Source organism: Jiella endophytica, from assembly GCF_004519335.1.
Classification (GTDB): Bacteria; Pseudomonadota; Alphaproteobacteria; order Rhizobiales; family Rhizobiaceae; genus Jiella; species Jiella endophytica.
Genome location: NZ_SOZD01000001.1, coordinates 318460 through 333169, shown reverse-complemented (window position 1 = coordinate 333169; position 14710 = coordinate 318460). Strand labels below are relative to the sequence as shown.

The window sequence follows — 14710 nt, the reverse complement described above, 5'->3', positions numbered from 1 at the left end:
CGATGCGCAAGCTGATCCTGCCCGTCTCGATCCTTGCCGTCATCCTGGCGCTGGTCGTGCTCGCGCCGGTGCTGCCACTCGCCGACGAGCGGGCGATGGACATTCCCCACCGCTTCGCCGGCCCGTCGATGGCGCACTGGCTCGGCCAGGACGAGTTCGGCCGCGACGTCCTTACCCGGCTGATCTACGGCGCCCGCGCCTCGCTTTCGATCGCCATCGGATCGGCCCTTGCGGCCGCCCTGATCGGCACGGCGCTCGGGCTTCTCGGCGGCTATTTCCGCGGCATCGTCGAACTCTTCACCGTCCGGGCCGCCGAGATCATCCTCTGCCTGCCGCCGCTGCTTCTGGCGCTTCTCGTCGTGACGATCTTCGGTGCCGGCTTCTGGCCGCTGATCCTGGCGCTGACCCTCCTCTACACGCCGAACTACGCCCGGGTGGTCTATGCCGCGACTCTGCAGGTGCGCGCTCTCGATTTCGTCACCGCCCAGCGGGCACTCGGCACCCATCCGCTGAAGATCGTCCTGCGGACGATGCTGCCCAATGTCCTGCCGCCGCTGGTCGTGCAGATCTCGCTGGTGATCGCTTCGGCGATCGTCATCGAAAGCGGCCTTAGCTTTCTCGGCCTCGGCGTCGTTCCGCCGACGCCGTCCTGGGGACTGATGATCCGCGCTGCCCGCGGCGCGATGGAGCAGGCGCCGCTCCTGCTTCTGTGGCCGTCGGTGGCGCTCGCCGGCACGATCCTCACCTTCAACCTCCTCTGCGACCGGCTGCAGAGCGTGCTCGACCCGCGCGCCGTGCCGGCCGGCGGGGCGATCTGGCTGCGGCGGCGAAGAACCACTCCGATTGCGCCGCGCATCGCCCCTGACCAAGTTGAGCGGGACCACGCTCCCGCCGATCTCCTGTCGGTCGCAGGCCTCACCATCTCGCTCGACAGGCCGGGCGGCATCGGCTCGGGCATGGAGCTGGTGCGCGGCGTCAATCTCGGCCTTCGCACCGGCGAGACGCTGGCGCTGGTCGGCGAGAGCGGCTCCGGCAAGACGCTGACCAGCCTCGCCGTCACCGGCCTTTTGCCGGACGTTCTCAAGATCACCGCGGGCACGGCGGCCTATCGGCGCCGCGACGGCGAACTGCGCGACCTCATCGCCGAAGACGAAGATGGCCACCGGCAGCTGCGCGGCGACGAGATCTCCATGGTGTTCCAGGACGCCAGCGCCGCGCTCAACCCGGTGCACCGCATCGGCGAGCAGCTGACCGAGGTGATCCTCGCCCACCGCGCCATCGGACGGGCAGCGGCGAAACGGGAAGCGGTCGCGCTGCTCGGCCGGGTCGGTATTCCCGATGCCGAGCGCCGGGCAAGAGCCTATCCCCACGAGCTTTCCGGCGGCCAGCGCCAGCGCGCGATGATCGCGATCGCCGTCGCCAACCGCCCGAAGCTGCTCCTCGCTGACGAGCCGACGACGGCGCTCGACCCGACGATCCAGGCCCAGATCCTGGCGCTGATCGCCGACCTGAAGCGCGAAAGCCCCGAAATGGGCGTCGTCTTCGTCACCCACAATCTCGCCGTCGTCGCCGAAATCGCCGACCGGGTCTGCGTCATGTATGCCGGCCAAGTGGTCGAGGAGGGCCCGGTCGCCAAGGTCTTCGCCCGCCCCCGCCATCCCTATACCGTCGCGCTGATCGGCTCGGTCCCCGAGGGCGATGCCGAGCGCCTCGTCGCCATCCCCGGCGCGATACCGGCTCCCGGCCACATGCCGCCCGGCTGCTCCTTCGCGCCGCGCTGCGACCATGCCGTCGCGGCCTGCCGAAAAGCGCCGCCGCCCGAGTTCTGGCCGGAGCCGGACCGACGCACCCGCTGCCTGCGCTTCGAGGAGGTCACATGACCGGCACGCCGCTCGTCGAGGCCGATCGCCTGTCGCGCAATTTCCCGATGCGCACCGGTCTGTTCGGCCGGCACAGGGACGTCTGGGCGGTGCGCGACGTCTCGCTTGCCGTCCAGAAAGGCGAGACCGTCGGCGTCGTCGGCGAATCCGGCTGCGGCAAGTCCACCCTCGGGCGCATGGTGCTCGGTCTCGAAAGCCCCAGTGCCGGTGCGATCCGCTTCGAGGGCCGCGACCTTTCATCGGTTGCCGGCGCCGAGCGGCGAAGGCTGGCGCGGCGGATGCAGATGGTCTTCCAGGATCCGTTCGGCTCGCTCGATCCGCGCCGCAGCGTCGGCGCCCAGATCGCCGACGGCCTGCGCGTCCACCGCATCGTTGCCGCCGGCGAGGTCGATGCAGAGGTTGCCCGGCTGATCGACGTGGTCGGGCTGCAGAAGAACGCCGCCGGCCGCAGGCCGCACGAATTTTCCGGCGGCCAGCGTCAGCGCATCGCCGTCGCCCGCGCGCTGGCGACGCGGCCGGACTTCATCGTCGCCGACGAGCCTGTCTCGGCCCTCGACGTGTCGATCCAGGCTCAGGTGGTGAACCTTCTCGCGGATCTGAGGCGCGATCTGGGCCTCACCATGCTGTTCATCGCCCACGACCTCCACGTGGTGCGCCATCTCTCGACCCGCGCCGTGGTGATGTATCTCGGCCGCATCGTCGAGGAGGGCCCGTCGGAGAAGGTGTTCGGCGCGCCGGCCCATCCCTATACCCGCGCGCTTCTGGCGGCGACGCCGTCGATCTCCGCCCGGAAGGTGGACGAAGAGGCCGTCCTCGCAGGCGAATTGCCGAGCCCCGCCAACCCGCCGTCCGGCTGCGCCTTTCGCACTCGCTGCCCGCTCGCCTCGGACGAATGCGCCGCGGCCGTTCCCGACCTCGCCCCTTACGAGTCAGGCTGGAAGGTGCGCTGCATCAAGTCCGGGCCGAGCCAACGAAGGGGAGACCTATGATGACCCAGCCTGTCGCGATGATCACCGGCGGCAACCGCGGCATTGGCCTGGCGATCGCCCGCGAACTCGCCGGCCGGGGCTACCGGCTGTCCCTCGGCCTGCGCGATCCCTCGACGCTGCCGGAGGATCTGCAGGCCGTCGGTCCGATCATCACCGCCTATGACGCGTCCGATGCCACTGCCGCGCGGCGCTTCGTCGAGGCGACGCTGGAGGCTGCCGGCCGCTTCGACGTCCTCGTCAACAATGCAGGCATCGCGCGCGATTTGAAGCTGATGCCCGAGCCGCCCCAGGACGATGCCGAGATGGAGGAAGCCCTCGACGCGCTTCTCGAGGTCAACGTCAAGGCGCCCTTCCGACTGACCCGCGCCGCCCTGCCCGCCCTTTGCCGCGCCGGCAGCGGCCGTGTGATCACCCTCGCCTCGCTGTCGGGCAAGCGCGTCCTCGGCCTCGGCGCCGGCTATCAGATGACCAAGCACGCCGCCGTCGCGCTCTCCCATGCGGCGCGCCGTGCCGGCTGGGACCAGGGGGTGCGGGCCTGCGCCGTCTGCCCGGGCTTCGTCGCCACCGACATGACCAGCCATCACGACGACCTGCCCCGCCACGAGATCACCCAGCCGGAAGATCTCGCCCGCCTCGTCGCGGAGGTGGTGATGCTGCCGAACAGCGCCAGCGTCGCCGAGCTTCACGTCAACTGGCGCTACGAACCGGGGCTTTGAGTGCCGCCCCGCTTCATCTGCGAACCGAGGAATCGAGCATGACCGACAAGATCCGGATCGCCCATCTGACCTCGCAGGAAGCCCGCGAGGAGCTCGACGCCGACGCGGTCGTGCTGCTGCCCATGGGCTCGCTGGAGGATCAGGGCATCCATGCGCCGATGGGCGACTACATGGCCGCCGAGCTGATGGCCGACGAGATGGCGAAAGCCGCCCGCGCCGAGGGGCTGAAGGTCTTCACCGCGCCGGTCATCCCCTTCGGCGGCAAGGACTATTTCGAATCCTCCCATGGCGGCATCTCGATTTCTCATGCGACGCTCGTCGCCATTCTGGACGACATGTTCGCCTGCCTGGACCGCCACGGCATCCGCAAGCTGATGATCGTCAACGGCCATGGCGGCAACGTCCCGGCGATCACCGAGGTGACGCTGCGCTGGCGCCAGAAGGCCGGGCTCTTCGTCCCCTCGATGTATCTCTGGAAGGTCTCCTACGGGCTTTTGCCGGAGATCCTCGGCAAGGAGACGGCGGCGAAGAGCTCCGGCCATGGCGGCGACCCGCTGACCTCGGTCGGCCTGCACTTCTATCCCGATCTCCTGCGGCCGGACCTGATGCGCCCCGCGCCCACCGGCGCCAGGGTGAAGGGCATGGAGGTCTCGGGGTTTTCGTCGGTGCGCTATGCCGGCGCCGACATCCAGGTGCCGATCGAGGCGCTCGAGGCGACCGAGACCGGCGTCTATGGCTGCGACCCGCAGCTCGCCAGCGCCGAGACCGGCAAGGCCCTCACCGAGCGGCTCGTCGCCATCGGCGTCGGGCTGATCCGCGACCATGTCGCCCCCGGCCTCTCCGACTGACGAGCCTTCGAGACACTCCCCTCATTGACCGCAAGCAGAGAAAGAGGACAGCCATGAAGACCCTGACGAGACTGACCCTTGCCCTGGCGATCGGGCTTTCGCTCGCCTCCGGCGCCGCCGCCGAGACCTGGCGGATGGCCACCAAGATGCCGGTCGACAGCCCGGAGGGCAAAGTCTTCCGGCGCTTTGCCGACCTCACCGAGAAATACACGCGCGGTGCGCTGACCATCCAGGTCTATCCGAACGAGCAGCTCGGCAAGGAAGACGCCGTGCTCGAACAGCTGCAGGCCGGCATCGTCCAGATCTATGCCGAGGGCTTCGGCTACATGAAGAAGTGGGAGCCCTCGCTCGGCTGGCTGTCGGCGCCGTTCGTCTTCGACGACTACGACCACTGGCGCCGCTTCATGCAGTCGGACACGGTGAAGGGCTGGTTCGACGAGGCGCGCAAGCAGGCGGGGGTGATGCCGCTCGGCGACCCGACGGCCATCCTGCGCGGCCCCTACCGGGTGATGGTGTCCAACGTGCCGATCAAGTCGGCCGCCGACATCGAGGGCCTGAAGCTGCGCATGCACGAGAACAAAGTGGCGATCGAGGCTTGGGACCATCTCGGCGCCGAGGTGATCACCCTGCCATGGACCGAGGTCTATCAGGGCATCTCCAAGAACATCGTGCAGGCCGTGAACTCGCCGGTGGCGCTGGTGGAATCCATGCGCTTCAACGAGGTCGCCCCCTACATCACCCGCAACGACGAATACTGGCAGTCGGTCGGCTTCATGGTCAACGAGGGGGCCTATGAGGGGCTCGACGACAAGGAACGCGAGGGCCTCCTGAAGGCCTATGCGGAGGCCGGGGACTATTCCCGCCAGCTGATGTTCGACACCGCCGACGAATCCATCGCCCGAATGGAGAAGGACGGCGCGACCTTCACCACCATGGACACCTCGCCGCTGGTGAAGAAGATGCAGAGCTTCTACGAGGCCAAGGCCAAGAGCGGCGAGCTGCCGCAGGCCTTTCTCGACGCCGTCGAGGAAACCCGGGCCAAGCCCGAATGACGCCGCAGGACTACCGACCGGAGGGCCTGCTGCAGCGGACCCTCCACCGGGCAGACCTCGCCGTCTGGTCGCTCGGCGGCGTCTTCGGCTTCCTCGCCAATCTCTGCCTCCTCGTCATGCTGCTTTTGACGGCGACGACCATCGTGCTGCGCCCGTTCAACCTGTCCTTCTACTGGATCTGGCCGTGGACGATGGTGTTCTTCATCTGGCTGAGCTTCTTCGGCTTCTTCGCCATGTATGTGCGGCTGAAGGACGTGCGCGTCGACTTCCTGGCCGCGCGCTTCGGGCCGCTGGGCATGGCGGCGACGCGGGTCGTCGCCGACCTCGCGACCCTCGTCGTCGTCGGCATCATCCTGTGGCAGCTCCCGGCCGTCCTTGCCACCTCGCGCGGTGTCTATGACGGCGCGATCCTGCCGGACGGCATCGAACTGCCGCGCCAGGCCCTCTCGATCCCGCTCTTCGTCTCGGCCTTGCTCATCCTTCTCGCCGCGCTTCTCGACGTCGCCAAGCTTTGCGCCGGAATGCCGGAGAACGTCGCCGAAACCCACCCGGAAAGCTGACGGACATGGCCTACATCCTCTTCGGCGCGTTCATCGGCCTGATCCTGCTGAGGGTCCCTGTGTCGATCGCCATCGGCATGGCGACGGTGCTGACCTTCCTCACCTCGGATTTCTCCAACGCCCTGCAGATCATCCCCCAGCAGATGCTGGAGGGGGTGAACAAGGCCTCGCTCACCGCCGTGCCCTTCTTCATCATGGCCGGCAACCTGATGAACGCGACCGGCGTCACCGAGCGGATCTTCGCCTTCGCCAACGCCCTCGTCGGCCACATGAAGGCGGGGCTCGCCCAGGTGAACGTCCTGTCCTCGATGATCTTCGCCGGGATCTCCGGCGCCGCCGTCGCCGACTGCGCCGGGCTCGGCGCGATCGAGATCAAGGCGATGCGCGAGAGCGGCTACAAGGCCGATTTCGCCGCCGCCATCACCGTCGCTTCCTCGGTGATCGGGCCGCTGATCCCGCCCTCGGTCGGCCTCGTCATCTATGCCTTCCTCGCCCAGGTCTCGATCGAGCGGATGTTCCTCGCCGGCCTCGTGCCGGGGATCCTCGTCGGCATCGCGCTGATGATCTACGTCCGGATCCGTGCCAGCTACGAGGATTTCCCGACCCAGCCGCGGGCCACGGTCTCCGAGATCGTCGCCACCACCCGCCACGGCTTCCTGGCGCTGGTCGCCCCGGCGATCATCCTCGGCTCGATCATGTGGGGCTTCGTCACCGCCACCGAGGCCGGCGTGCTGGCCTGCCTCTACTGCATCGCCCTTGGCCTGTGGTACCGCGAGTTGACCTTCGCCGGCTTCTGGAAGGCGCTCACCGACACCGCCATGATGACGGCGGTGATCATGATCATCATCGCCTTCTCGATCGCCATGGGCTGGCTGCTCGCCATCGACCGAGTGCCCCAGCAACTGGCCGATGCGACCTTCGCGCTGACCGACGACAAGTCCGTCTTCCTCGCCTTGCTCCTGGTCTTCATCATCCTCGTCGGCTGCGTCGTCGAGGGGGTGCCGGCCAAGCTGATCCTGGTGCCGACGCTGCTGCCGCTGATCGACGGCTACGGCATCGACCGGGTGCATTTCGGCATCATCATCCAGCTCGGCCTTTTGATCGGCATCGCCACGCCGCCGATGGGCATCGGGCTCTACATCGTCGCCGAAGTCGGTCGGGTGCGCTTCGAAAGGGTGACGATGGCGGTGCTGCCGATGCTCTTGCCGCTCTTCGCCGTCCTCGTCCTCATCACCTACCTGCCGCAGATCGTGACCTTCCTGCCCGATCTGATCCTCGGCTCCCAGAACTGAAGCAACCGGAAGCGTCCCATGACCAACCTCACCTACAAGCTGAACCCGATGCCGGAACAGATCGCGCCGGAAAAGCTCGCGCGGCTCGCCAGGCTCGAGACCGCGACGATCGGCCATTTCTACCACTTCGGCTTCGCCAGCCCGGCGATCCAGCCGGTGCTCGCCGGCAAGGTTGTCGCCGCGACGGTCGCCACCCTCGCCATTCCGGGGCTCGACTCGACCCTGCTGCATCACTGCCTGTCGAGCGTCGGGCCCGGCTATTTCCTCGCCGTCGACCGGCTGGGAGACACGAAATACGCCTGCTGGGGCGGCGGCGTCACCCGCATGGCGGCGATGATGGGCCTCGCCGGCGGCTGCGTCGACGGCCCGCACACCGACACCGCCGAGGTGGTCGAGCAGGACTTTGCGATGTGGTCGCGCGGCGCCTCGCCGGTGACGACCCGGCTCTACAATTCCGGCGGCGGCTTCAACGTGCCGGTGTCGATCGGCGGCGCGGCGGTGTTGCCCGGCTACGCGGTGCTCGCCGACGACAGCGGCGTCCTGTTCATCGCCCCGGAGGATCTCGACGCGGTGATCGCCGAGGGCGAGGCGAAGACCGAACGCGGCCGGGTGAACGAGGCGCGCATCACCGGGGGTGTCCATCTCGGCGAGATGTCCGGCGCCAGCCGGATGGTCGAGGCGAAGCTTCAGGGCTGAGCGGGCCGGCCGCCCCAAGCATTCGAGACATCCAGAGGAATTCGATGAACGTCGCCGTCTATCTGCCCGACCTCGCCAAGACCCGCTGGTGGTGCGAGACCCTGTCCGCCCTCCTGCCCGGCTGGACGGTCCGCCCGCTGCTCGAGATCGAGGAGCGCGACACGGTCGCCTATGCCGTCGTCTGGCGGCCGCGCACCGGCGACCTCGCGCAGTTTCCCAATCTGAAGGCGATCGTCTCGGTCGGTGCCGGCATCGACCATGTGCTCGCCGACGCCGAACTGCCGAAGGACGTGCCGATCATCCGCACCGTCGGTCCCGATCTCACCCAGCGCATGCGCGAGTATGTGGCGTTGCACGTGCTGCGCCATCACCGGGACATGCCGCGGCAGCTGCAGGCGCAGGCCGAGCGGGACTGGCATGCGATCGTCGTGCCGGTGGCCCCCAATCGTAAAGTCGGCGTCATGGGCCTTGGCAATCTCGGCGCCGAGGCGGCGCGCACGCTGGCCGGGCTCGGCTTTGCGACCCGCGGCTGGTCGCGCAACGCCAAGACCCTCGACAGCGTCGAGACCTTCAGCGGCGAGACAGGCTTTGGCCCCTTCCTCGACGGGCTGGAGATCCTGGTGAACCTCCTGCCCCTGACGGTCGAGACGGCGGGGATCCTCAATGCCGATTTGTTTGCGCGGCTCGCCCCCGGCGCCTCGATTATCAATTGCGCACGCGGACCGCATCTCGTCGACGAAGATCTCCTCGCGGCGCTAAAAACCGGCCAGGTCAAGCAGGCGACCCTCGACGTCTTCCATGTCGAGCCGCTGCCCGCCGACCATGTCTTCTGGACGCATCCGGCGATCACCATCACACCGCATATCGCCTCGCAGATCGACGCGCCCACCGGCGGGCGGCTGATCGCGGCCAATCTCATGCTGTTCGAGGCCGGCGAGCCTGTGCCCGATCTCGCCGACGCCGCCCGCGGCTACTAGAGCCGAGCCGTTCGCGCTCAGCTCCGTCAGCCGGCCGGCCTTCTGGCGAGCCTTCGGATCAAGCTGCCTCGAGCGCGATGGCGATGCCCTGGCCGACGCCGATGCACATGGTGCTGAGCGCCTTCTGGCCAGGCTTCAGCTCCAGCGCCGCCGTGCCGGTGATGCGGGCGCCGGACATGCCGAGCGGATGACCGAGGGCGATGGCGCCGCCATTCGGGTTCACGCGCGGGTCGTCGTCGGCGATGCCGAGATCGCGCAGGGTGGCGAGGCCCTGGCTGGCGAAGGCCTCGTTCAGCTCGATCACCGAAAAATCCTCCTGCTTCAGGCCGAGCCGCGCCATCAGCTTTTTCGTGGCAGGCGCCGGACCGATGCCCATGATCCGCGGAGGCACGCCGGCCGTCGCGCCCCCGAGAATGCGCGCCAGAGGCGTCAGGCCATGGCGCCCGGCCGCCTCCGCCGACGCCACGATCAGGGCCGCGGCCCCGTCGTTCACGCCAGAGGCGTTACCGGCGGTGATCGTGCCGCCGGGCTTCACGAAGCCCTTCAGCTTCGCCAGCGCTTCCAGCGACGTGTCGCGGGGATGTTCGTCGGTGCCGACCACCACCGGGTCGCCCTTGCGCTGGGGGATCTCGACCGGCACGATCTCGCGGGCAAGGCGTCCGTTTGCCTGCGCGGCGGCGGCCTTCTGCTGGGACATCAGCGCAAAGGCGTCCTGATCCTCGCGGCTGATCGCAAACTCTTCGGCGACGTTCTCGGCGGTCTCCGGCATCGAATCGACGCCATACTGCCTTTCCATCAAGGGATTGACGAAGCGCCAGCCGATCGTCGTGTCGTGGATCGCATTGGCCCGCGAATAGGCGCTTTCGGCTTTCGGCAGCACGAAAGGCGCACGCGACATCGACTCGACACCCCCCGCAATGGCGAGATCGATCTCACCGGCCCGGATCGCCCGGGCGGCAGTGATCACCGCGTCCATGCCAGAACCGCAGAGCCGGTTCATCGTCGTGCCGGGGACGGTCTCGGGCAGACCCGCGAGCAGCAGCGCCATGCGCGCAACGTTGCGGTTGTCCTCGCCGGCCTGGTTGGCGCAGCCATAGATCACCTCGTCCACCGCCGCCCAGTCGAGATCGTGGCGTTTGATCAGCGCTTTCAGCGGGATGGCGGCGAGATCGTCGACCCGCACCGGGGCGAGCCCACCGCCGTATCGGCCGATCGGAGTGCGGACATAGTCGCAGATATAGACTTCGGTCATTTCAGTTCCTCCGGGCAGATCAGCGGCACGACCGGGTTTCCGGCCCGCAGCGGGGCGCCGGTCAGGGCCTGCAGTTCGTCGAACGACAGGCCGGGAACGGCTTCGCGCAGGACGAAGCCGCCATCCACCACCTCCACCACCGCAAGCGAGGTGTAGATGTGGGTGACGCAGCCAACGCCGGTCAGCGGCATCGTGCATTCGGCGACCAGCTTCGGCTCGCCCTTCTTGGTGACATGGTCGGTCAGCACCGCGACGCGCCTGGCGCCGTGGACGAGATCCATGGCGCCGCCGACGGCCGGAACGCCGCCCTTGCCGGTCGACCAGTTGGCGAGATCGCCGTTCTGGGCGACCTGATAGGCACCGAGGATCGCGACGTCGAGATGGCCGCCGCGGACCATGGCGAAGCTGTCGGCATGGTGGAAGAAGGCGGTTCCGGGCTTGATCGTGATCGCCTTCTTGCCGGCGTTGATGCAGTCCCAGTCCTCTTCGCCCAAAGGCGGCGCTTCGCCGAAGTCGAGGACGCCGTTCTCGGTATGGAAGATCGCCTGCCGGCCCTCAGGCTGGAACTTGGCGACCATCTCCGGAAAGCCGATGCCGAGATTGACATAGGCTCCGTCCTCGATGTCCTGGGCGGCGCGCCAGGCGATCTGGGCGTTGGAGAGTTTCAAGCTTTCGATGTCTTGGCTCATGGGTAGACGGCCCCTGCCCGGTTCAGTTCCTCTTCCTGCGCGGGCTCGGCGATCTCGACGACACGATCGACGAAGATGCCTGGCGTCACCACCTGCTCAGGGTCGATGGCGCCGAGCGGAACCAGACGCGTCGTCTGGACGATGGTCACGGCCGCCGCCGTCGCCATGACCGGGTTGAAGTTGCGCGCCGCCATGCGGAAGGTCAGATTGCCGTGCGGATCGGCCTCCTCCGCCTTGATCAGCGCGAAGTCGGCCTTGAGCCAGCGTTCCTGGACATAGGATCTGCCGTCGAACACCTCGACCGGCTTGCCCTCGGCGAGTTCGGTGCCGAAGCTCGTCGGCGTGTAGAAGGCCGGGATCCCGGCGCCGCCGGCGCGGATCCGCTCGGCGAGCGTTCCCTGCGGCACCAGTTCGAGCTCGATCTCCCCGGCAAGATACGCCTCCTTGAAGACCACCGGATCGGCCGAGCGCGGAAACGAGCAGATCATCCTGGCGACCCGCTTCTGCTCGATCAGGGCGGCGATGCCGACATGGCCGTTGCCGGCATTGTTGTTGATGACGATCAGGTCGCGCGCGCCCTGGTCGATGAGCGCGTGGATCAGCTCGATCGGCGCGCCGGAACCGCCGAAGCCGCCGATCATCACCGTCGCTCCGTCGGGAATGTCCGCGACCGCTTCGGCCGCAGACCGCGATATCTTGTCCATGAGAACGATCCTCCTGTCCGGCAAGTAGCCTCGGCGGAGCGACCGATCCATGATTTTTGTGCACATGTTGATCTTTGTTCGACAGACGCGCAAAAGCGTTCATATGTTGAACAAGACCGACATCGTCGCGTCCTTCGCGAAGGGGTTGAGGGTGATCGAGGCCTTCGGCGCCGATCATCCGCGCCTGTCCATCACCGAGGCCGCCGAGCGCACCGGGCTCGACCGGGCGACGACGCGGCGCTGCCTCCTGACGCTGCATCATGAGGGCTATGCCGACTATGACGGCAAGTTCTTCACTCTGACGCCGCGGGTGATGCGCCTCGGCATGGGCGCTCTCGCCGCCCTGCCCCTGGCGCAGCTGGTGCAACCCTGGCTCGACCAGCTGTCGGAAACGATCGGCCAGAGCTGTTCGGTGTCGGTTCTCGACGGCAACGAGATCGTCTATCTGGCGCGGGCGGCGCAGCGGCGGGTGATGTCGATCGGGCTGCTGCCGGGTTCGCGCCTGCCGGCGCATTGCACCTCCATGGGGCGGGTGCTGCTGGCGGCCCTACCGCGCTCTGAGGCCGCAGCGATCGTCGAGGCGGCGGATCTGTCGCCCCGCACGCCCTACGCGCTGACCTCGCCGGAAGACATCCTCGCCGAGATCGACCGGGTGCGGGCACAGGGCTACGCGCTGATCGACCAGGAGATCGAGATCGGTCTCCGCTCGATCGCCGTGCCGCTGTTCGATGCCCGAATGCGCGTGGTTGCGGCCTTGAACTCCGGAATGGCGGCGACGCAGGAGAGCGCCGGCTTGCTGGTCGAGCAATATCTGCCCGAGCTCTTGAAGGTACAGAAAGCCCTGAAGCGGATCCTCTGACGGGCGCCGCCCGTAGAATTCGGTTCTCCGGCGTCGTCGGGACACTTTCTCTGGCGGGTATGACCGGCGAGATGATACCAGTCCCGCGGCCGGGCGCGGCAACAGGGTGAAGCGATGTCGCAGAAGTTTGGCGATCTGAACTGGTTTCCCGACACCCGGTCGCTACGCTACTTCGTGGCGGTCGCCGAGGAAAAGAGCATCACCAGGGCCGCCGCGCGCCTGCGCATCGCCCAGCCGGCGGTCAGCCGTCAGATCGCCTGGCTCGAAGAGGAACTCGGCGCGCCGCTCTTCGTCCGGCTGGCGCGCGGCGTCGAACTGACCGAGTCGGGCGAGATTCTGCTGGAGCATTGCTACACCGTCTTCTCGACCCTGGCGCAGGGCTATCGCGACATCACCGCCCATTCCGCCTCGCCGAAAGGTACGGTAATCGTCGGCATGCCTCCGACACCGGGGGAATTCATCCTGCCGCCGCTCCTGACGCATATTCGCGATCGGTATCCCGACATCGAGCTGCGCTTCGTCGAAGGCTTCAGCCGTGAGCTGGAAAAGGCGCTGATCCGGGGCGACATCGCGCTCGCCGTCATGCACGATCCGCCCGAACGCAGCGACATTCTGCGCCGCGAGCTGCTGGTCGAGAACCTGCACGTCGTCGGTCCGCCCGGCAGCCTCAGCCAGGCGCAATACCCGCTGGCGGAAGTGGCGGAGCTGCCTCTGATCATGCCGTCTCGCCCGAACTATCTGCGCATCATTTTCGACCGCGCCTGCAACGAGCGCAGTCTCGTGCCGCAGGTCGTCCAGCGCGTCGACGGCATGTGGCATATCAAAGCGCTGGTGCGTTCCGGCCATGGCTACACCATGCTGACCTATGGCGGCGTCCTGACGGAAGCGACGTCCGGCACACTGGAGGCGCGCCCGCTGATCGAGCCACAGATCGGCTGGCGACTGTGCATCGCGACGCGTGCCGAACAGAAGCCGAAAGTCGCCATCACCATCGTCGAAGAGGCGATCTTCGAGATCGTCACGAATTTCGTGCGGCGCGGGCTCTGGCAGTGACGAGCCATGCCGACACGGCATGAATTCATAGAAAGATGATATTTGAAACATGTCGCGCCCGGGGCGACTGTGGTGCCAACTGTCCGGGAGGAACTGGGCAGACGGAGGAGAACGACCAATGAAATGGATGACGCTGTCGGCCGTGGCGCTTGCCATGGGCCTTTCGATGACCGTGGCGCAGGCGGACACGTTCCGATACATCACCTACAAGCCCGAGGGTGCGAACGACGCCCATGCCCGCAGCCTGAAATGGCTGGTCGAGGAGTTTGCCAAGCGGACCGGCGGCAAGCACAAGATCGAGGTGTTCTGGGGCGGCTCGGTGGCAGCGGTGGGCGAGACGCCCGAAGCGTTGTCCAGCGGCGTCGGCGACATGGGCGATATCGTCACCCCCTATTTTCCCGACCAGTTCCCGCTCAACAATGCCGTCGGCTTCTTCATTCCCCAGCCGCTGGACAGCCGGCAGGTCGGCGAAGCGATGGTCGAGTGGCACAAGACATATCCGCAGTTCGACGAGGAACTTGCCAGCCAGAACCTCCATGCCTTCGCCTACCGGCCGCTGGAAAACTACGGGATGCTCTGCAAGCAGCCGATCTCGTCCATGGCCGATCTGAAGGGCAAGCGCATCCGCTCCTACGGTTTCGCCTATCCGGCGCTGATCGAGGCGATGGGCGCGACCCCGGTGTCGATCACGACGTCGGACACCTACGAGGCCCTCGAACGCTCGATCGTCGACTGCGCGCCGATCGGCCCCGCGCTGGCCCGCGGCTTCAAATATGACGAGGTCGCCAAGTACTATACCAAGGTCCCCTTCGGTGCCTCCTTCGGCCACATCCTCGCGATGAATCTCGACAGCTACAACGGCCTCGACGACGAGACCCGCGCCGTCATCGACAAGCTGGGCATGGACTACATGGAAGAGTACGCCCAGATGCTGGAAGCCGACGAGACCAATGTCCAGGAGGCCTGGAAGGGCAAACTCGGGGTGACGGTTTCCGACTTCCCGAAGGAACAGATCCGCCCGCTCATCGAGGACAAGCGCGTCCAGGCCGTCCGCAAGGAGTGGGAAGACAAGGCCAAGGCCGCTGGCCTGCCGGTGGACGAGATCGTCTCCAAGCTGACCTTCTAAGTCGCGGTGCGCCTCGG

General features: G+C 67.3%; 15 protein-coding genes. 12 read left to right on the top strand and 3 right to left on the bottom strand.

Going from position 1 to position 14710, the window contains the following annotated elements:
* Nucleotides 1–2: 2 nt before the first annotated feature.
* From E3C22_RS01625 to E3C22_RS01585, 9 genes are read left to right on the top strand one after another with little or no spacing between them, the layout of a single operon-like run.
* A complete protein-coding gene (locus tag E3C22_RS01625) occupies nt 3–1880 on the top strand; it encodes a dipeptide/oligopeptide/nickel ABC transporter permease/ATP-binding protein (protein ID WP_134759594.1) in 1878 nt (625 codons plus the stop codon).
* Nucleotides 1877–2869 carry an ABC transporter ATP-binding protein gene (locus E3C22_RS01620; protein ID WP_134759592.1) on the top strand — a complete coding sequence of 331 codons (993 nt, stop codon included), beginning with the start codon at nt 1877–1879 and terminating at the stop codon, nt 2867–2869. Before E3C22_RS01625 ends, E3C22_RS01620 begins: the two co-directional genes overlap by 4 nt.
* A complete protein-coding gene (locus E3C22_RS01615) occupies nt 2869–3585 on the top strand; it encodes an SDR family NAD(P)-dependent oxidoreductase (RefSeq protein ID WP_134759590.1) in 717 nt (238 codons plus the stop codon). Before E3C22_RS01620 ends, E3C22_RS01615 begins: the two co-directional genes overlap by 1 nt.
* Nucleotides 3586–3623: 38 nt before the next feature.
* Nucleotides 3624–4433, top strand: a complete 810-nt coding sequence (locus E3C22_RS01610) for a creatininase family protein (protein WP_134759588.1) — start codon at nt 3624–3626, stop codon at nt 4431–4433.
* Nucleotides 4434–4486: 53 nt separating this feature from the next.
* A complete protein-coding gene (locus E3C22_RS01605) occupies nt 4487–5485 on the top strand; it encodes a TRAP transporter substrate-binding protein (protein ID WP_134759586.1) in 999 nt (332 codons plus the stop codon).
* The gene (locus E3C22_RS01600; protein ID WP_134759584.1) at nt 5482–6045 is read left to right on the top strand and encodes a TRAP transporter small permease subunit; all 564 of its coding nucleotides are present in this window, start codon (nt 5482–5484) and stop codon (nt 6043–6045) included. The genes E3C22_RS01605 and E3C22_RS01600 overlap by 4 nt, the downstream gene beginning before the upstream one ends.
* 5 nt (nt 6046–6050) lie before the next feature.
* Nucleotides 6051–7337: a TRAP transporter large permease gene (locus tag E3C22_RS01595; RefSeq protein ID WP_134759582.1), complete on the top strand. Its 1287-nt coding sequence runs from the start codon at nt 6051–6053 to the stop codon at nt 7335–7337.
* Between the two features lie 18 nt (nt 7338–7355).
* Nucleotides 7356–8033, top strand: a complete 678-nt coding sequence (locus E3C22_RS01590; protein ID WP_134759580.1) for an RraA family protein — start codon at nt 7356–7358, stop codon at nt 8031–8033.
* A 44-nt stretch (nt 8034–8077) separates the two neighbouring features.
* Nucleotides 8078–9010, top strand: coding sequence for a 2-hydroxyacid dehydrogenase (locus E3C22_RS01585; protein ID WP_134759578.1), 933 nt, complete (start codon nt 8078–8080; stop codon nt 9008–9010).
* 58 nt (nt 9011–9068) lie between these two features.
* On the opposite strand, the gene pcaF is transcribed toward E3C22_RS01585, so the two are convergent.
* From pcaF to E3C22_RS01570, 3 genes are read right to left on the bottom strand one after another with little or no spacing between them, the layout of a single operon-like run.
* On the bottom strand, nt 9069–10262 hold the full coding sequence (gene pcaF, locus E3C22_RS01580; protein ID WP_134759577.1) for a 3-oxoadipyl-CoA thiolase: 1194 nt from the start codon (nt 10260–10262) through the stop codon (nt 9069–9071).
* A complete protein-coding gene (locus E3C22_RS01575) occupies nt 10259–10951 on the bottom strand; it encodes a 3-oxoacid CoA-transferase subunit B (protein WP_134759575.1) in 693 nt (230 codons plus the stop codon). Before E3C22_RS01575 ends, pcaF begins: the two co-directional genes overlap by 4 nt.
* Complete coding sequence (locus E3C22_RS01570; protein WP_134759573.1) at nt 10948–11655, bottom strand: 3-oxoacid CoA-transferase subunit A; 708 nt, start codon at nt 11653–11655, stop codon at nt 10948–10950. The genes E3C22_RS01575 and E3C22_RS01570 overlap by 4 nt, the downstream gene beginning before the upstream one ends.
* A gap of 103 nt (nt 11656–11758) precedes the next feature.
* Here E3C22_RS01570 and E3C22_RS01565 point away from each other — a divergent pair, with 103 nt between their 5' ends.
* The 3 genes from E3C22_RS01565 to E3C22_RS01555 all read left to right on the top strand — a co-directional run bounded on the left by E3C22_RS01565 (nt 11759) and on the right by E3C22_RS01555 (nt 14693).
* Nucleotides 11759–12514: an IclR family transcriptional regulator domain-containing protein gene (locus E3C22_RS01565; protein WP_134759571.1), complete on the top strand. Its 756-nt coding sequence runs from the start codon at nt 11759–11761 to the stop codon at nt 12512–12514.
* 114 nt (nt 12515–12628) lie between these two features.
* The gene (locus tag E3C22_RS01560) at nt 12629–13567 is read left to right on the top strand and encodes a LysR family transcriptional regulator (protein ID WP_134759569.1); all 939 of its coding nucleotides are present in this window, start codon (nt 12629–12631) and stop codon (nt 13565–13567) included.
* Between the two features lie 118 nt (nt 13568–13685).
* On the top strand, nt 13686–14693 hold the full coding sequence (locus E3C22_RS01555; protein ID WP_167591594.1) for a C4-dicarboxylate TRAP transporter substrate-binding protein: 1008 nt from the start codon (nt 13686–13688) through the stop codon (nt 14691–14693).
* The last annotated feature ends 17 nt before the right edge of the window (nt 14694–14710 follow it).

Excerpts from the sequence above, each read along its gene's own strand:
- E3C22_RS01625 (WP_134759594.1), top strand. The coding sequence starts at position 3 with ATGCGCAAGCTGATCCTGCCCGTCTCGATCCTTGCCGTCATCCTGGCG.
- E3C22_RS01620 (WP_134759592.1), top strand. The coding sequence starts at position 1,877 with ATGACCGGCACGCCGCTCGTCGAGGCCGATCGCCTGTCGCGCAATTTC.
- E3C22_RS01615 (WP_134759590.1), top strand. The coding sequence starts at position 2,869 with ATGACCCAGCCTGTCGCGATGATCACCGGCGGCAACCGCGGCATTGGC.
- E3C22_RS01610 (WP_134759588.1), top strand. The coding sequence starts at position 3,624 with ATGACCGACAAGATCCGGATCGCCCATCTGACCTCGCAGGAAGCCCGC.
- E3C22_RS01605 (WP_134759586.1), top strand. The coding sequence starts at position 4,487 with ATGAAGACCCTGACGAGACTGACCCTTGCCCTGGCGATCGGGCTTTCG.
- E3C22_RS01600 (WP_134759584.1), top strand. The coding sequence starts at position 5,482 with ATGACGCCGCAGGACTACCGACCGGAGGGCCTGCTGCAGCGGACCCTC.
- E3C22_RS01595 (WP_134759582.1), top strand. The coding sequence starts at position 6,051 with ATGGCCTACATCCTCTTCGGCGCGTTCATCGGCCTGATCCTGCTGAGG.
- E3C22_RS01590 (WP_134759580.1), top strand. The coding sequence starts at position 7,356 with ATGACCAACCTCACCTACAAGCTGAACCCGATGCCGGAACAGATCGCG.
- E3C22_RS01585 (WP_134759578.1), top strand. The coding sequence starts at position 8,078 with ATGAACGTCGCCGTCTATCTGCCCGACCTCGCCAAGACCCGCTGGTGG.
- pcaF (WP_134759577.1), bottom strand. The coding sequence starts at position 10,262 with ATGACCGAAGTCTATATCTGCGACTATGTCCGCACTCCGATCGGCCGA.
- E3C22_RS01575 (WP_134759575.1), bottom strand. The coding sequence starts at position 10,951 with ATGAGCCAAGACATCGAAAGCTTGAAACTCTCCAACGCCCAGATCGCC.
- E3C22_RS01570 (WP_134759573.1), bottom strand. The coding sequence starts at position 11,655 with ATGGACAAGATATCGCGGTCTGCGGCCGAAGCGGTCGCGGACATTCCC.
- E3C22_RS01565 (WP_134759571.1), top strand. The coding sequence starts at position 11,759 with ATGTTGAACAAGACCGACATCGTCGCGTCCTTCGCGAAGGGGTTGAGG.
- E3C22_RS01560 (WP_134759569.1), top strand. The coding sequence starts at position 12,629 with ATGTCGCAGAAGTTTGGCGATCTGAACTGGTTTCCCGACACCCGGTCG.
- E3C22_RS01555 (WP_167591594.1), top strand. The coding sequence starts at position 13,686 with ATGAAATGGATGACGCTGTCGGCCGTGGCGCTTGCCATGGGCCTTTCG.